Origin of the sequence: Alteromonas sp. RW2A1, assembly GCF_001886475.1 — a bacterium.
Lineage (GTDB): Bacteria > Pseudomonadota > Gammaproteobacteria > Enterobacterales > Alteromonadaceae > Alteromonas > Alteromonas hispanica.
This window is the reverse complement of sequence record NZ_CP018031.1, coordinates 303,675-318,065: the sequence shown is the minus strand read 5'-3', so window position 1 is coordinate 318,065 and position 14,391 is coordinate 303,675. Positions and strand designations below refer to the sequence as shown.

Annotated in this window: 17 protein-coding genes and 2 pseudogenes; 14 read left to right on the top strand and 5 right to left on the bottom strand. The window is 43.9% G+C overall.

All coding sequences use genetic code 11. From position 1 onward, the window contains the following. Positions 1-3 precede the first annotated feature (3 nt). On the top strand, positions 4-1,506 hold the full coding sequence (locus BM528_RS01450; protein WP_081334059.1) for a transposase: 1,503 nt from the start codon (positions 4-6) through the stop codon (positions 1,504-1,506). Between the two features lie 91 nt (positions 1,507-1,597). Here BM528_RS01450 and BM528_RS01445 read toward each other — a convergent pair whose 3' ends face one another. After that, positions 1,598-1,981, bottom strand: a complete 384-nt coding sequence (locus BM528_RS01445; protein WP_071978368.1) for a hypothetical protein — start codon at positions 1,979-1,981, stop codon at positions 1,598-1,600. A gap of 257 nt (positions 1,982-2,238) precedes the next feature. On the opposite strand from BM528_RS01445, the gene BM528_RS01440 reads away from it, so the two are divergent. The 7 genes and pseudogenes from BM528_RS01440 to gmhB all read left to right on the top strand — a co-directional run bounded on the left by BM528_RS01440 (position 2,239) and on the right by gmhB (position 8,191). Beyond that, on the top strand, positions 2,239-2,535 hold the full coding sequence (locus tag BM528_RS01440) for a hypothetical protein (RefSeq protein ID WP_126873073.1): 297 nt from the start codon (positions 2,239-2,241) through the stop codon (positions 2,533-2,535). Positions 2,536-2,626: 91 nt separating this feature from the next. Next, entirely contained in the window at positions 2,627-3,382 is a 756-nt protein-coding gene (locus BM528_RS01435; protein WP_232230545.1) for a glycosyltransferase family 2 protein, read from the top strand. A gap of 72 nt (positions 3,383-3,454) precedes the next feature. Further along, a complete protein-coding gene (locus tag BM528_RS01430) occupies positions 3,455-3,799 on the top strand; it encodes a hypothetical protein (protein WP_071978365.1) in 345 nt (114 codons plus the stop codon). A gap of 309 nt (positions 3,800-4,108) precedes the next feature. Further along, positions 4,109-5,383: pseudogene (locus BM528_RS01425) on the top strand (transposase); the annotation flags it as partial. Between the two features lie 93 nt (positions 5,384-5,476). Next, positions 5,477-6,574: an ISAs1 family transposase gene (locus tag BM528_RS01420; protein ID WP_071978364.1), complete on the top strand. Its 1,098-nt coding sequence runs from the start codon at positions 5,477-5,479 to the stop codon at positions 6,572-6,574. 457 nt (positions 6,575-7,031) lie between these two features. Beyond that, entirely contained in the window at positions 7,032-7,484 is a 453-nt protein-coding gene (locus BM528_RS01410; RefSeq protein WP_071978362.1) for a hypothetical protein, read from the top strand. 128 nt (positions 7,485-7,612) lie between these two features. Further along, positions 7,613-8,191 carry a D-glycero-beta-D-manno-heptose 1,7-bisphosphate 7-phosphatase gene (gene gmhB, locus BM528_RS01405; protein ID WP_071978361.1) on the top strand — a complete coding sequence of 193 codons (579 nt, stop codon included), beginning with the start codon at positions 7,613-7,615 and terminating at the stop codon, positions 8,189-8,191. A 123-nt stretch (positions 8,192-8,314) separates the two neighbouring features. Here the strand turns inward: gmhB and BM528_RS01400 are convergent, their stop codons facing one another. Further along, positions 8,315-8,620 (bottom strand): c-type cytochrome, encoded by a 306-nt coding sequence (locus tag BM528_RS01400; protein ID WP_071978360.1) that lies wholly within the window; start codon positions 8,618-8,620, stop codon positions 8,315-8,317. A 345-nt stretch (positions 8,621-8,965) separates the two neighbouring features. On the opposite strand from BM528_RS01400, the gene BM528_RS18425 reads away from it, so the two are divergent. Both BM528_RS18425 and BM528_RS01390 read left to right on the top strand, forming a co-directional pair. Then, positions 8,966-9,127 carry a hypothetical protein gene (locus BM528_RS18425; RefSeq protein ID WP_156844019.1) on the top strand — a complete coding sequence of 54 codons (162 nt, stop codon included), beginning with the start codon at positions 8,966-8,968 and terminating at the stop codon, positions 9,125-9,127. 68 nt (positions 9,128-9,195) lie between these two features. Further along, complete coding sequence (locus BM528_RS01390) at positions 9,196-9,759, top strand: GNAT family N-acetyltransferase (protein ID WP_071978358.1); 564 nt, start codon at positions 9,196-9,198, stop codon at positions 9,757-9,759. A gap of 12 nt (positions 9,760-9,771) precedes the next feature. On the opposite strand, the gene BM528_RS01385 is transcribed toward BM528_RS01390, so the two are convergent. Genes BM528_RS01385 through BM528_RS18700 form a run of 3 tightly spaced genes read right to left on the bottom strand, consistent with a single transcriptional unit; the run spans position 9,772 to position 11,036 of the window. After that, entirely contained in the window at positions 9,772-10,233 is a 462-nt protein-coding gene (locus BM528_RS01385) for a hypothetical protein (protein WP_071978357.1), read from the bottom strand. Beyond that, the gene (locus tag BM528_RS18705) at positions 10,230-10,454 is read right to left on the bottom strand and encodes a hypothetical protein (protein WP_232230544.1); all 225 of its coding nucleotides are present in this window, start codon (positions 10,452-10,454) and stop codon (positions 10,230-10,232) included. Before BM528_RS18705 ends, BM528_RS01385 begins: the two co-directional genes overlap by 4 nt. A gap of 15 nt (positions 10,455-10,469) precedes the next feature. After that, a complete protein-coding gene (locus BM528_RS18700; protein ID WP_232230543.1) occupies positions 10,470-11,036 on the bottom strand; it encodes an amino acid permease in 567 nt (188 codons plus the stop codon). 313 nt (positions 11,037-11,349) lie between these two features. Between BM528_RS18700 and BM528_RS01370 the strand changes: the two are divergent. The 4 genes and pseudogenes from BM528_RS01370 (at position 11,350) to BM528_RS01355 (ending at position 14,259) form a co-directional block, all read left to right on the top strand. Continuing rightward, positions 11,350-12,736, top strand: a pseudogene (locus tag BM528_RS01370) (transposase). 306 nt (positions 12,737-13,042) lie between these two features. Next, positions 13,043-13,408, top strand: a complete 366-nt coding sequence (locus BM528_RS01365) for a hypothetical protein (RefSeq protein ID WP_198033586.1) — start codon at positions 13,043-13,045, stop codon at positions 13,406-13,408. 71 nt (positions 13,409-13,479) lie between these two features. After that, positions 13,480-13,917, top strand: a complete 438-nt coding sequence (locus BM528_RS01360) for an SMI1/KNR4 family protein (protein WP_071978354.1) — start codon at positions 13,480-13,482, stop codon at positions 13,915-13,917. Between the two features lie 33 nt (positions 13,918-13,950). After that, positions 13,951-14,259, top strand: coding sequence for a hypothetical protein (locus BM528_RS01355; protein ID WP_071978353.1), 309 nt, complete (start codon positions 13,951-13,953; stop codon positions 14,257-14,259). Positions 14,260-14,391 lie beyond the last annotated feature (132 nt).

Below are 14,391 nucleotides of genomic sequence, written 5' to 3'. Positions count from 1 at the left end.
CCATTGCTAGTAACTCACTCTCATACCTATAAACGACATCGTCCAGAGCAGACGTTACTGTATCAATTGGTCGAACGCCACTACCCAGAATTTCAGAAGCAGCTTTCACAAAAAGGGAAGTCGTTACCACTTCATGTGGTAAAAGAGTTTGAAGAGTTTCTTAGGTGTGGTCGGCTTGAGCATGGTTTTTTGCGTGTAGTTTGTGACGACTGCAAGCATGAGAAACTGCTGGCGTTCAGCTGCAAACGCAGGGGATTTTGCCCAAGTTGCGGTGCAAGAAGGATGGCAGAAAGTGCCAAGTTGTTAGTTGAAGATGTTCTTCACGGTTACCCTGTACGCCAATGGGTATTGAGTTTACCCATCCCGCTTCGTCTACTTCTAGCTAGGTATCCCAAACACTTAAGTAAAATCATGCAAATCATTCATCGTGCTATTTCTTGCGATATTGTGCATCGGGCTGGGTATCTTAAGAAGCAAGCAAACACAGGAGCGGTGACTTACATTCAGCGATTTGGTAGTGCACTGAATCTCAATATTCACTTTCACATGCTCTTTTTGGAAGGCGTTATCACTCAGGAGTGTGGACAGTCCAAATTCAAGTGCGTTAAAGCACCAAACCACAATGATATGGAAACCCTCGTGAATGTCATTAGCCATCGCATCGCGACCTACTTGGAGAAGGCCGGGCTCGTTCAACGGGATATGGACAACACATTTCTCGATTTACCCATGGATGACGAAGATAGTTTACTGCCCTTGCAAGCAGCCTCTGTCAATTACCGCATTGCTGTAGGACCAGATACAGGCAAAAAAGTCTTTGCCTTGCAAACCTTACCTGCCAAAGACGAACAACATTACGGTCAATTAGCTCAAATAAACGGTTTTAGCTTACACGCTGGGGTGTTTGCAGACAGCCATCAAACTGACAAACTGGAAAGGCTATGCAGATATATCTCAAGGCCAGCGTTAAGCGAGCAACGATTGAGTCTAACCGATTCAGGAAAAGTAAGATATCAACTGAAAACTCCCTATCAAGACGGTACCACACATGTCTTTTTTACTCCCTTGGATTTCATAGGCAAGCTCGCGGCACTGGTGCCAGTGCCGAGGCTAAACCTTACGAGGTTTTATGGCGTGTTTGCTCCCAATGCTAAGGTGCGTGCCGAGGTAACGGCTTCACAACGCGGTAAGAATAGCCCTCGCTTAGCAGAGCATCTGAAAGATTCAGATAAACCATACCATGCGCGAAGCATGTCGTGGGCACAAAGGTTAAAAAGAGTATTCAATATTGACATCACAGTCTGTGAGGCTTGTGAAAAAACCAACGTCAAAATTATTACTTGTATTACGGATCCGGCTGTTATCCATAAGATTTTGGCGCACCTTGACAAGCAGACTCTTCTTGAAGCAAAAAACGATTCTCTAATGCCGCCACTTCGAGCTCCACCAGCCACAGCCTCATTCAGTGACTACATCATTCAACGCGACTTCGATTTTGGCGCATGAAGCACAAAAAACAGACCATCACTTGAACATGCAACATGTTGAGGTAAGGGCTTTCACATATCTCATTGCGGATTTCAGTACCAAAGACCAGTTATATTGCGTCTATCTTGATGACAACTACTTCACTGATTCCTGAAAAGTACCCATTTGACACACGTGCAACTGGCCTTAAATACAGCTGACACAGTGGGTAGTACATAGCGTTAATATTTCTTATACTCTCAAAATGATAGCTAGTACCTTGCAGCCAGTCTTGCCTGGTCTTTTCACTCATTAAAATTGGCGTTACACCTTGAATATTTTCAAAGTCACCAGTTCGTTCTACCAGGACTAAAATGGGAATTTCTGGCGTTGATAAGCGCAAAGTTAAAATGCTGTAAGCCGCCTCCTTATAATATATGTCGTCCCCATAAACGACATATACGAAAGCTCGCTCTACCTTTGAAGCTTTGTCTAAATTTTCTATTTGACTCATTTGTTTTACCTGCTTTGTAGTGTGCTGCCAAATAATTGGCTTGTTGTACTAAGAGCCTGCTGAGTAAACTTTGCTGGCATTAACCGAAGCTGTTTTCTTGAACACTGATCGCTCAAGCTCTGACAAATTGAAATGTATTTAGTTTAATTTCTTGGGAAAATTGTTAATTGGAAGGAGCGCCCTGAAATATTTATTAGCACCTGGCAGCCAAAGAAAACATCTGTCAGTGCCCAGATCACTTTTAACAACGTCTATTCATGTATTCCTGGACGATCAAAAATTACTTACCGAGTGCCTTAGCCGCTATATTGACTTTTATGGCATACGTTGATCTCAAGCTCATTCGCGCCAGGCTTACCTCTAGACTGGAAGACAGCGAACTTATTGCATATAACTTGTCATTTGATGTACATGAGATGCCTTTACCTTTCGGTTTCATGTCATCAACGAAAGTGACCATGTGGCAATCAGATGCACCTAAGAAACGCAGCTTCGTCACCAATAGTCCGCTTATCATTCATCCCTACACAGTTGCCCTGGTGATTGTAGAGTAATGAGGCCAATCGTACGGTTATGCCATTACATTAAGTTAAGATATACTCTTACCTCTCTATTAATAAAAGGTAATTTATGATCCCCTGTAGCGTGTTTATTGTTGCGCAAGATGAAGCCAACAACATTGAGCGAGTGTTACGCTCCGTGAGTGATTTTGCACAAGTATTAGTTGTGGACTCCGGTAGCACCGACAACACCGTTGCATTGGCTGAAGCAATGGGCGCAGAGGTTATCCATCAAGATTGGCTGGGTTATGCAGGGCAAAAGCAGTTTGCTTTAAGCTTATGTCAACAAGATTGGGTATTAAACCTTGATGCTGATGAAGCGCTTACCCCTGAGTGTATAGCCGTGATCAAACAAACCATAATCCGCAATGATATCGCCGCATTGCGTTTTGCCCGTAATGATATATTTATGAACCAATTGCCAAACAAATGGATGAAAAAACCCAATAATCTGCGTTTATATCGTCGACAATTAGCCCATTTTGATACAAGCGAACAAGTCCATGAAAGTGCCATTGTAGAGGGAAAAGAAATTCGAACACAGGTGGCTTTTACCCACTTTGGATATAATCGTATTGATGCCTTGGTTGCCAAGAATAATTTGTATTCTTCATTTAGAGCAGAAGATAAATTTGCTCGCAATAAGCGCCCTAGCCTAATTAAACTGGCCCTTGTTTTACCCTTCACATTCTTGCAGAAATATTTTTTACAAGGGCGTATAACCAATGGTAAACGAGGCTTAATATTAGCCACCATTGATGCGTTCTATGCTTTTTTGAAAGAAGCTAAGCTATGGGAAAAGTATCTTGTAGACAGTGATCCAAACAAAAAATCAAAATAAAAAACCCTTTTTAAAACGTCACTCGTTAGTTGTTAGTAAGACTTCTATTTTGTTATGAAACAAGGAAAAAACATGCTTACATCTACGCTATTACACAAATATAAACTGACATTAGTAGCAGCATCAGTGACCTTTTTATTTGCCTGTGCTGGGCCTGATAATCAAACCGAAAACAAACAAGCAGAAACACCTGAACAAGCCACTGAGCGTGAGGTGGTGAAGAGTGACTCAGTGACTCAAACGAAAACGACTGTAAGCAGAATACACATAGCCGAACAGCACGCCATTGGCAAAGCCAACAAGAACCCCAATTTGAAGGTTCCTGATTATTACATTAGGTTGCATAACGAAAATTATGATTCCAAAGATAAAAAACTTTTATTCAACAAGGTTGAGTTAATTGTTAACTGTGAATAACTATTTGCATTTCGGGGGGGGGGAAAATCTGTTTTCGACCCTTCTGTACAAAAACGTCAGTGGGTTGGAAATTGATTTCTCGGGTGCGCTAAGCACAATAAAGCGACGTTGACAAGGTCGCTCTTGACTGGCAGTTGCCATTCTAAGGTTGGAAATATCAACTGAGAAGTGAGTGAAAATTCGACATTTAATGAGTTGTTTGCGGTTTTAGTTGACTGACAAAAAACATCCAAACCGGACATTCAACCAGTCGTAAGTTAGGTCTTTTTTTGCCACACTCGTCGGTACATAATTCAGTGATGAACGAATGTGCTGGCAAAGCAACAAAGTGAAACATACAAGCGCCATCGACCAGAAACAACGCTACTCTATCAATTGGTTGAACGTTACTACCCAGACTTTACCGCAAACCTAGCCGACCAAGGCAAGTATTTACCCAATTATGTTGAGCGTGAGTTTGATGATTTCTTGCGTTGTGGACGACTAGAGCACGGCTTTTTACGCGTGGTGTGTAATGACTGCAAGCATGAAAAGTTAGTCGCTTTTAGCTGTAAACGCAGAGGTTTCTGTCCTAGCTGCGGAGCCAGAAGAATGGCAGAAAGTGCAGCGCTACTTGTAGATGACGTATTACTTGGTTATCCAATTCGTCAGTGGGTCTTAAGCTTACCTATTCCACTTCGATTACTGCTAGCAAGAAACCCAAGTGAATTGAGCAAAGTGATGCAAATCATTCACCGCGCCATTTCCACGCACATTGTGAACAAGGCCGGCTTTACCAACAAACAATCGAAAACTGGGGCTGTTACCCTTATTCAGCGATTTGGTAGCGCCCTCAATCTAAACATCCATTTCCATATGCTGTTTTTAGAAGGAGTAATCAGTGAAAATCCATGGGGTGGTACGACTTTTACCCGCATCAAAGCGCCGTCCCATAGCGACATGGTGGAGCTAGTTCACACCATTAGCTATCGAATTGCCAACTATTTGGAGAAAGTGGGGTTAGTGGAGCGCGACATAGAAAACAGTTTTCTTAACTTACCTATTGATGATGAAGATAGTCTATTGCAGTTGCAAGGGGCCTCCGTCAGCTATCGGATTGCCATGGGACCACAACAAGGTCAAAAGGTGTTTACACTACAGACACTCCCTGCCAGCAATGAAGGCGAATATGGTCAGTTAGCCAATACCTCAGGTTTTTCCTTACACGCAGGGGTCTTCGCTAATGCCGATGAGCCAGAGAAGTTAGAAAGACTATGTCGCTACATCAGCCGCCCAGCGATTAGTGAACAGCGTTTAAGTATGACTGACCATGGAAAAGTGCGCTATGAATTAAAAACACCCTATCGAGACGGCACAACACATGTATTCTTTGAACCGCTCGACTTTATTGGCAAACTAGTGGCCCTCATTCCACCGCCAAGACTAAATCTCACCCGATTTTATGGGGTATTTGCTCCCAACAGCAATCTAAGAGCACAAATTACTGCGTCACAGAGAGGCAAAAACAGCCCGAAAATTGTCAATCAAAAAGATGGGCAATCAGATAAACCTTACCATGCAAGGGCTATGTCATGGGCACAGCAGGGCGAGATCGCGAACATTATTTGATCAAATTTAACTGTTAGTTGACGACCTGGTCTGGCTATGATCATATGCTCTCTTTTTGGGAGCCCCACAATGTCACTTGCCGTTTTTGCCAGCCACTTTCATTCGATAGACGAGCCTCGCCAGGCCAGTAAAATCACCTATCCGCTATTTGACGTTTTATTTCTAACTGTTGCAGCTGTGATAGCGGGTGCTGAAGGATGGGAAGACATTGAAGATTTTGGTCGCTGTCACCTGGATTGGCTTAAGCAACATGGTGATTTTAGTCTGGGTATTCCCGTGCACGATACGATTGCCCGGCTTGTAAGTCGTGTTGACCCGGGCCAGTTTCAACAGGCATTCATTGCCTGGATGCAACAAACAGAAATACTGACACAAGGTCAGGTCATCGCGGTTGATGGAAAAACGCTAAAAAGCTCTTATGACCGAACGGACAGACGTACCGCCATTCATATGGTTAACGCCTATGCGACGGCCAATGGTGTGGTACTGGGACAGTATAAAACGGATGCAAAGTCCAACGAAATCACGGCTGTTCCCGCGCTGTTGCAACTGCTTGATATTAAAGGTTGCCTGGTCAGTCTGGATGCCATGGGATGTCAAACGAGTATTGCACAAACCATCATAGACAAAGAGGCAGACTACTTACTGACGGTGAAAGCGAATCAACGAGGCTTATACACCGGATTACAAGAGGCTTTTTCCCAAACAACAGCTGACAAGCTGACGCATGTCGAACAAGGTCATGGCCGTAGGGAATATCGAGAATATCAGGTATTGCCCGCATCTGGCTTTACAACAGAACATAGCAGTTGGCCCAAACTGACTACGCTGGGTATGGCAGTTCATTACAGAGTGGATAAGCAGGGTAAACAGAGTTTGGAGTCACGTTACTATATCTGTTCGAAAACACTCAGTGCAGAGCATTTTGCAAGTGCTGTTCGCAATCACTGGGGTATCGAAAACAAAGTCCACTGGCTTCTTGATGTGGCAATGCATGAGGATGCATGTCAAATACATCGCGGTGATGCCGCTCAAAATCTCGCCTGCATAAGGCAAGTGGCACTCAATCAGCTAAAACGGGAAAAAACGAAGAAGGCCAGCATCCGACGTAAACAGCGCATTGCGGCTATGGATACTGCGTATCTTGAAAAAGTGATAACTGCTTAAAAAATGATCACGCTCTTACCCTGATGGGCACAGCGGTTAAAGCGGGTATTCAATATAGACATTACCGAATGCGAAAAATGCGAGAACCACAATGTAAGCATCATCGCTTGTATTATAGATATACACGTTATTCAGAAAATACTGGCACATATAGATAAAAAGCACCCAACTTCTAAACAAACAAAGCTATTGCCACATTTGCGTGCACCACCTGATGAACAATACACAAACGATTTCACTATTCAACGTGACTTCAATTTTGGGGCGTAGGCTCCATTTACTGCTGCAAGAGTAAAGAAAAACGCTAGTAAATGGTGGGGCTATTCGACGCCTTAAAATACTCCCACAATTCGATAATTCAACAAACCAATCTAGTCAAAAAGACAACTGTCATAGGGGGTAGAAAATAGCTTTAATCCGTCTTATACTCCGTTTGATCTGTGAAAAAGAGTTAAACTTGGATCTTACCCAATTGATCGATGCTTCACTGAAGACTTTTGTTGATGTCTCTCTGGATCCGGAAACCCGCAACAAGCTGCAGCAATTTTTTAATGCTCGTCAGCTGGCGTTGTATCAGTCCAAAGGGTTACCAACTCAGGTGGTAGGGGCGGTACAGGCAGTCAATATCACCAACCCTTTAGATTTTGAAAAGCGCGTGTTTGCAGTCGAACGATTTAGCCAATCCGACGAAAGCGCTGCGCTGGCAGAAGCCAACAAACGGGTAGGGAACATTCTAGCCAAGTCTTCATTCGACGGTGACGAGATAACTATCGACGAATCTTTGTTCGAGGGCGAAGAAGCCGACCTTTATTCAACAATTAATCAGGTCTCCGGGCTTGTTCAAGACCTTGTTGCTCACCGTAATTATCAAAGTGCGCTAGACGAATTAGCCAGCCTGAAACCGTGGTGAATAATTTTTTCGATAAGGTCATGATCAACGCTGATGATCCCGCAATCCGCAATAACCGCCTGAAACTGATCAGCAAGCTCAGAGAGCTATTCTTGGGTATTGCTGATATATCTTTGCTGCAAAAATAGATGGCTGATTTTTCAGAGACTATTGGCGTGGATAGCCCGGCGACTAAGCTGGTGATACTGGATAGAGATGGTGTGATAAATCAGGATTCAGATCACTACATTAAATCACCGCAGGAGTGGATCCCGATTGAATCCAGCTTGCGCGCAATTGCCAAGCTCAACCGAGCGGGATATAAAGTCGCCGTAGCGACCAATCAGTCAGGGATCGCGCGCGGGTATTTTAGCGAAGTCACCCTGGCGCTGATCCACAAAAAAATGGAATTTTCTCTGGCGACCGTTGGCGCGCATATCGATGCCCTTGAGTATTGTCCTGACCATCCGGATAATGCAGGACCCAACCGTAAACCCAACCCCGGAATGCCGGTAAAGCTTTTGTCTCGCTTTAATGCTAAGAACAGCGAAACCTGGTTTGTCGGTGATTCGCTGAGCGACATTGAATGTGGTATGAATGCCGGTTGTAAACCGGCGTTAGTACTCACCGGCAAAGGGAAAGCAACGCTCACAAAGCAAGGTCTTCCTTTAGATTTGCCTGTTTATGCGAACCTGCAGGATTTTACCGACAAATTACTCAACCCTTAGCGCTCAAGCATAAACCTCAAACAAAAAGCCTAGGCAAAAAAATACCAGCCGATTGGCGGGTATCTGTGTTTCTATCGGCGGCGGTCTTGCCGGTAGGCTAAACCCCGCCCTTTGCTTGTTTTTTTACTTCTTGCCAAGACTTTCGTAGTAAGCTGCTATATTGGCGATGTCAGCATCGCTCAGAGCAGCAGCCTGGCCATTCATAATCGGATCTTTACGAACCTGAGATTTATAGTCATTCAGTTGCTTAACCAGATAAGCCGCTTTTTGGCCTTTCAGATTAGGGTAGTTTGGCACAAAACTGATACCGTCAGGGCCATGACACCCGGCACAAGCCGCCGCTCTGGTTTTTCCAGCGTTCACGTCTGCAGCGATAGCAGAGGTTGATAAAAAGGCAGCAGCCAGTAAAGTGATTGACAATAATTTCATGGTATTTCCTCTAAATGCGCCAAAAACGGCATTTTAATCGATTTCGGCCCAAAAAGTAATGATCTAGATTAATATTTGTGCTGGATTTAGTGCGAATGTATACGAACGATTTCACTATTCAACGTGACTTCAATTTTGGGGCGTAGGCTCCATTTACTGCTGCAAGAGTAAAGAAAAACGCTAGTAAATGGTGGGGCTATTCGACGCCTTAAAATACTCCCACAATTCGATAATTCAACAAACCAATCTAGTCAAAAAGACAACTGTCATAGGGGGTAGAAAATAGCTTTAATCCGTCTTATGCTCGTCATCAATTTGCTTGTTCAGCAGGAAAAACGGGTTTATTTGACTCAGCAACACCATGATTTTGTTGATGCCCTTGGCGGGCATGGATTTCTCAGAACGGTACTTTTTAATGACGGTGTCAGCATTGATTCTGACAACGTCGAAATCATCAGCAAAGAGCAGTTGCATGCTCTCGGTGAAAAGTTCAGAAGTGCACTTTAGAGGCGTAAAGCTGTCAACCACAAAAACAATTTGTTATCATGGAATAAAACGACTAGAAGAAGAAAAACATGCCAGCAGCTCCTTTTCCCATTTTGACTTCAGAGCGTCTTATCCTTAATGAGCTTAAGAAGACGGATCGCAAGCAAATCTTTGAGATTTTCTCCGATCCTGATGTTACGGCTCATTATGATGTTGAGCGCTTTAAAGAAATCAAGGAAGCTGTTCAATTGATCAAATATTTCTCCTCCAGGTTTGAAACCCGAACCGGTATTCGCTGGGCAATACGTAAAAAAGGCGAACCTAAATTGATTGGCAGTTGCGGATTTAATAGTTGGAACGAATTCGATGCCAGCGTGATCCTTGGATACGATTTAGCACCAAAGCATTGGGGAAAAGGCTTCGTCAGCGAAGCTGTAAAGTGCATTCTGGATTATGTCTTTAGTGCAAAATTTCCTATCAAAATCAACCGGGTAGAATCTTTGATATTACCCAGTAATTTACCTTCTATTTCAGTAACCCTAAGAGCGGGGTTTGAGTTTGAAGGGGTAATGCGAGAGAAGTGTTTCTGTAATGGTGCCTTCCACGATATGAATCTTTACAGCCTGATACGCAAAGATTATGAAGCGGCATAACAGCGATAAGAGTCACTGCTTAGTGCCATTCTGAATGTCCATCAATTCGCTGGTGAGTTCTTTAAGTTTTTTCTGTAAGTGTTTTTTGCCGTCCAGTTGATAACGAGAAACCAATATTGCTGATGGGGTTTTCTTTAACGCAAAATCAATAACCAGGTCAAATTTTCTTGAACGTAAGGCTGTTTTGTTTAGAGGATGCAAAAGCAGCGCTTTAAGCAAAGGCCCGGTTAACTCCAGGCTGCGGTTTCCCTTACTAAACAATGCCAGTTTTTGTAGATCTGGCCTGGAAAGGGAACCTTGTGAGTTCTCAGCATTATCCTCGATAACAGCTAATAACAGACTTAACAAACGATTGTCCAACTGCTGATAAATACCGTCTAAATGAAAAAACAGCAATTCCTTAAAATTCTGCGCTATCAATTCTAATGATCCACTCAATAGTCCATCCGCTTTTAGAGGGTTGAGCACAGTCATACTGAATTCATTGTGCCGAACAAAGCAAAGCCACCGAGTGTTTGCCATTGCAGGGCGTTAGTTTGTGTGGTCGCCCAAATACATAGTACTAGTGCAATCGGTCCAGCCACAATGATCGCAGCATTAACAGACGGTTTACCGGCTCGCTTGCGAAGTTTAGGCAACGCAACAATCGATTCAACATAAGCGAGTAAACGAGCAAGAGTGCTTACTGCCGCCAACGCTAAAAAGTCGTCTCACAACGCAAACATAATTGCCCCAACTCCGTAAAATATAATCGAATTTGCTGGAGTACCCCAGCGTGATACCTTACCAAACCAAGCGGGCAACAAACCATCGTCAGCAAGGGATGGCGGCATCCGACTTGCCGACGTATGCCCTGCTGTCAAGTTAGCAAGCACGCTGACCACAAAACCCGGATAGGCGCCAAAGGCGTCACCTACATATCGCTGTGGGCCACCGGAGCGATCCGTCAACATGGTGAGCTCTGCAAAACAAATGACGATGGCCATGACCAGAATACCGCCAATCAACAATAACCAAGGGGCGAATGTTCCCACCGCTGAATGGAGTGCTTCTGGCAAACCAAATATGCCGGCGCCTATCAGTCCGTTTACTACTGTCACTATACTCGCTCGCTTTGCCCCAATCGCCATTCTAGTCCCTAGTTCAAAACGACGCATTTGAGTACTGTAGCTCAAAATACCGTACAAACCTACACCGGCTAAAAACAAAGTGATAATGGCTAGTATCGCGGTAGTGATAGCGGTTGCATACTTACAAAAAAGACTCAACGCTAGCAAAGCATTCTACAATTATCTCATCACGGTGAAAAAATTAATCATGCAGAGAAGCCCAATTTGACGAAACAAAGAATAAGTATAATTTTCCAACCTTAGCACTTAAGGCTATTTGCATTCTGAGGTTGGAAGTAACGATTTAAATGGAAACGGACTAACATCCGTTTTGTGCAAAAGATGGTAGATTAAGCCAAGCTTTGTAGTTTTTTCTATTTAAATGACTGACAAAAAACATCCTAAACCGGTCATTCAGCCAGTCGTAAATTAGCCCTTTTTTTGCCACACTCGTCGGTACATAATTCAGTGATGAACGAATGTGCTGGCAAAGCAACAAAGTGAAACATACAAGCGCCATCGACCGGAAACAACGCTACTCTATCAATTGGTTGAACGTTACTACCCAGATTTTACAGCAAACTTAGCCGACCAAGGCAAGTATTTACCCAAGTATGTTGAGCGTGAGTTTGATGAGTTCTTGCGTTGTGGACGGCTAGAGCACGGCTTTTTACGCGTGGTGTGTAATGACTGCAAGCATGAAAAGTTAGTCGCGTTTAGCTGCAAACGCAGGGGGCTTCTGCCCTAGCTGTGGCGCCAGAAGAATGGCCGAAAGTGCAGCATTGCTAGTAGATGATGTGTTACAGGGTTATCCCGTTCGCCAGTGGGTATTGAGTTTACCCATTCCGCTTCGATTGCTTCTAGCAAGGTACCCAAGTGAACTGAGCAAGGTGATGCAAATCATTCACCTCGCCATTTCCACTCACATTGTGAACAAAGCAGGTCTTACCAACAAGCAGGCAAAAACCGGTGCCGTTACGCTCATTCAGCGATTCGGTAGCGCTCTTAATCTAAATATCCATTTCCACATGTTGTTCTTAGAAGGTGCAATAAGTGAAAATCCATTAAGTGGCACAACTTTTACCCGCATCAAAGCACCGTCCCATAACGACATGGTGGAGCTAGTCCATACCGTCAGCTATCGCATTGCCATGGGCCCTCAGCAAGGCCAGAAAGTATTTACACTACAAACCTTGCCTGCTAGCAATGAAGGCGAGTATGGTCAGGTAGCCAATAACTCAGGTTTTTCCTTACACGCAGGGGTTTTCGCTAATGCCGACGAACCAGCGAAATTAGAAAGACTATGTCGCTACATCAGCCGCCCTGCCATTAGCGAGCAACGTTTAAGTATGACTGACCATGAAAAAATCCGCTATGAATTGAAAACCCCCTATAGTGACGGAACAACCCATGTTTTCTTTGATCCTATAGATTTTATTGGCAAATTAGCGGCACTCATTCCGCCACCAAGACTCAATCTCACCCGTTTTTTTGGGGTTTTTGCGCCTAACAGCAATCTTCGTGCGCAAGTCACCGCTTCCCAGCGAGGTAAAAATAGTCCTAAACTTACGAATAAAGAAGATAGCCAAACTGCTAAGCCATACCATGCCAGAGGGATGATGTGGGCACAAAGGCTAAAACGTGTCTTCAACATAGATATTACTCAATGTGAGCAATGCCAAAGGCACAATGTGGCGATAATTGCCTGCATTATAGAGCCTGCCATCGTTCATAAAATACTGAAGCATTTAGATAAAAAGTACCTAGTGTCTGCGCAACCAACACAGTTGCCACCTTTGCGTGCACCACCTAAAGAACAATACGCAGACGATTTTACTATTCAACGTGACTTCAACTTTGGGGCATAGACGACCTCTACGGCAAGAGTGAATGAAACACAATATTACATGGTGGGGACATTAGCGCTCTAATTTCCCAATTCCTGTACCAATAGCCTATCCTCGCATGACATTGCAAACTAACACGGCATAAAAACTTACACAATTCAACATTTCAACAAACTGAGCTAGTCCAAAAGACAACTGTAACCAAGGGGTAGTAAATAGCGCTTATTCTTCTTATACTCTGTTGTCGGCGAGTTTGCGGACCTAGCAAATGCTGGTATATACCTAATAAGAGGAAAATATGGTGATGCCGCCATGTCAGCAGCAGCCATGATACCTGTTGCTGGTTGGGGTGCATTCGCAGCTAAGACTGGCAAAAAAGTAGTCCAATCAACCGGTCAGCCAGGAGCTCCAGACTTTACAGGGTCTGTGTTACCTGTTACAAAGTATGGACCCAATGACCCTCCTGTAAGAATCGATGGTGATTGGTCTGTCAACGATATGAAGGCTGCTTTGCTTGGTCATCCGCCTAAAGGTTTAGGTAAGCCAGACTTGCATCACGCAGATCAAATGCCGGGGTCGGCGATTCACGAGATACTCCCAGAATTACATCGTGGCAATAAGTCTCTACATCCCAATAAGTTCAACCAGGGAGTAACTCCTGAAATGAGGGACGCGGATAGAAAACTGCATTGATGGTATCGCGCTAGAGAGCAAGGGGCTGACGATGCGTTGCCAAACTGGATTTATGATTAAAGGGTTAAACAATGGATTTCGATGCTTTTAAAGAGTTGGTAGAGAAAACAAAAAATGACCACCCAGTTTGGTTTGGAATGGAGTCGGATGAAATTCCCGATGAAGCAGCTGTAACTGAAGCTGAAGGGAAGCTTGGTGCCGAGCTTCCTGCCGACTATATAAATTTTATCTTTGAGTACGGTGGAGGATACTTTTCATTTTCCAACGTGTTTTCTTTAGAAGAGAGAAGCGACTGGAATTTGGTTGATCTTAATTATAAGTATGATGCAATTCGTAATGGTTACGTGCTGATATCGGAAAACGGATCGGGCGATTTTTATGGGTTTAAGGTTGTTAATGGTGTTTGTGATTCAAAAATATACTTCTATGATCACGAGGTAGAAACATGGCAAGATTCAACACATAGCAACCTCTTTGACTATTTGGAGAAATTTGCGCTCTCTAACTAGTTTGTTGTTACAAAGGGGGTACGCCATGGTCCATTGAACCCTGGTCCTCTCGATGATGCTGTCGCTGCGACGTTCAGAGGCGGATCTTATACAGCTAATACTCTAAGTGAAGCGACGACGCTATACAGAGTATATGGTGGAAACGCTGGAAAGATTGGATCTTATTGGACTCGCACTAAACCAAGTGGACCTCTCCAATCTCAGCTCGATTCTGCACTTGCACCTCAATGGGGAAATTCCGCGAGTAAAGTTGTGAGCATGCGTGTTCCAACGGGGACCACCATCTATGAAGGCGCTGCTGCCTCACAATCCACGGGAGTAGGCCAGATATTAGGAGTATAAGGAAAATAAAAGCTATTTACTACCCTCAGTGGCAGCTGTCTTTGTGACTAGATTGGTTGATGAAAATGTCGGATTGTGTAAGTTTTTATGACGTGTTAGTTTGAAATGTCATATGAAGATAGGCTTTTGGTA

What these genes read in the sequence shown, in the direction of transcription:
- BM528_RS01400 (WP_071978360.1), bottom strand. Translation starts at nt 8,620, where the DNA reads ATGAAATTATTGTCAATCACTTTACTGGCTGCTGCCTTTTTATCAACC.
- BM528_RS01385 (WP_071978357.1), bottom strand. Translation starts at nt 10,233, where the DNA reads ATGACTGTGCTCAACCCTCTAAAAGCGGATGGACTATTGAGTGGATCA.
- BM528_RS01445 (WP_071978368.1), bottom strand. Translation starts at nt 1,981, where the DNA reads ATGAGTCAAATAGAAAATTTAGACAAAGCTTCAAAGGTAGAGCGAGCT.
- BM528_RS01390 (WP_071978358.1), top strand. Translation starts at nt 9,196, where the DNA reads ATGCCAGCAGCTCCTTTTCCCATTTTGACTTCAGAGCGTCTTATCCTT.
- BM528_RS01440 (WP_126873073.1), top strand. Translation starts at nt 2,239, where the DNA reads ATGTATTCCTGGACGATCAAAAATTACTTACCGAGTGCCTTAGCCGCT.
- gmhB (WP_071978361.1), top strand. Translation starts at nt 7,613, where the DNA reads ATGGCTGATTTTTCAGAGACTATTGGCGTGGATAGCCCGGCGACTAAG.
- BM528_RS01430 (WP_071978365.1), top strand. Translation starts at nt 3,455, where the DNA reads ATGCTTACATCTACGCTATTACACAAATATAAACTGACATTAGTAGCA.
- BM528_RS01365 (WP_198033586.1), top strand. Translation starts at nt 13,043, where the DNA reads ATGATACCTGTTGCTGGTTGGGGTGCATTCGCAGCTAAGACTGGCAAA.
- BM528_RS01360 (WP_071978354.1), top strand. Translation starts at nt 13,480, where the DNA reads ATGGATTTCGATGCTTTTAAAGAGTTGGTAGAGAAAACAAAAAATGAC.
- BM528_RS01420 (WP_071978364.1), top strand. Translation starts at nt 5,477, where the DNA reads ATGTCACTTGCCGTTTTTGCCAGCCACTTTCATTCGATAGACGAGCCT.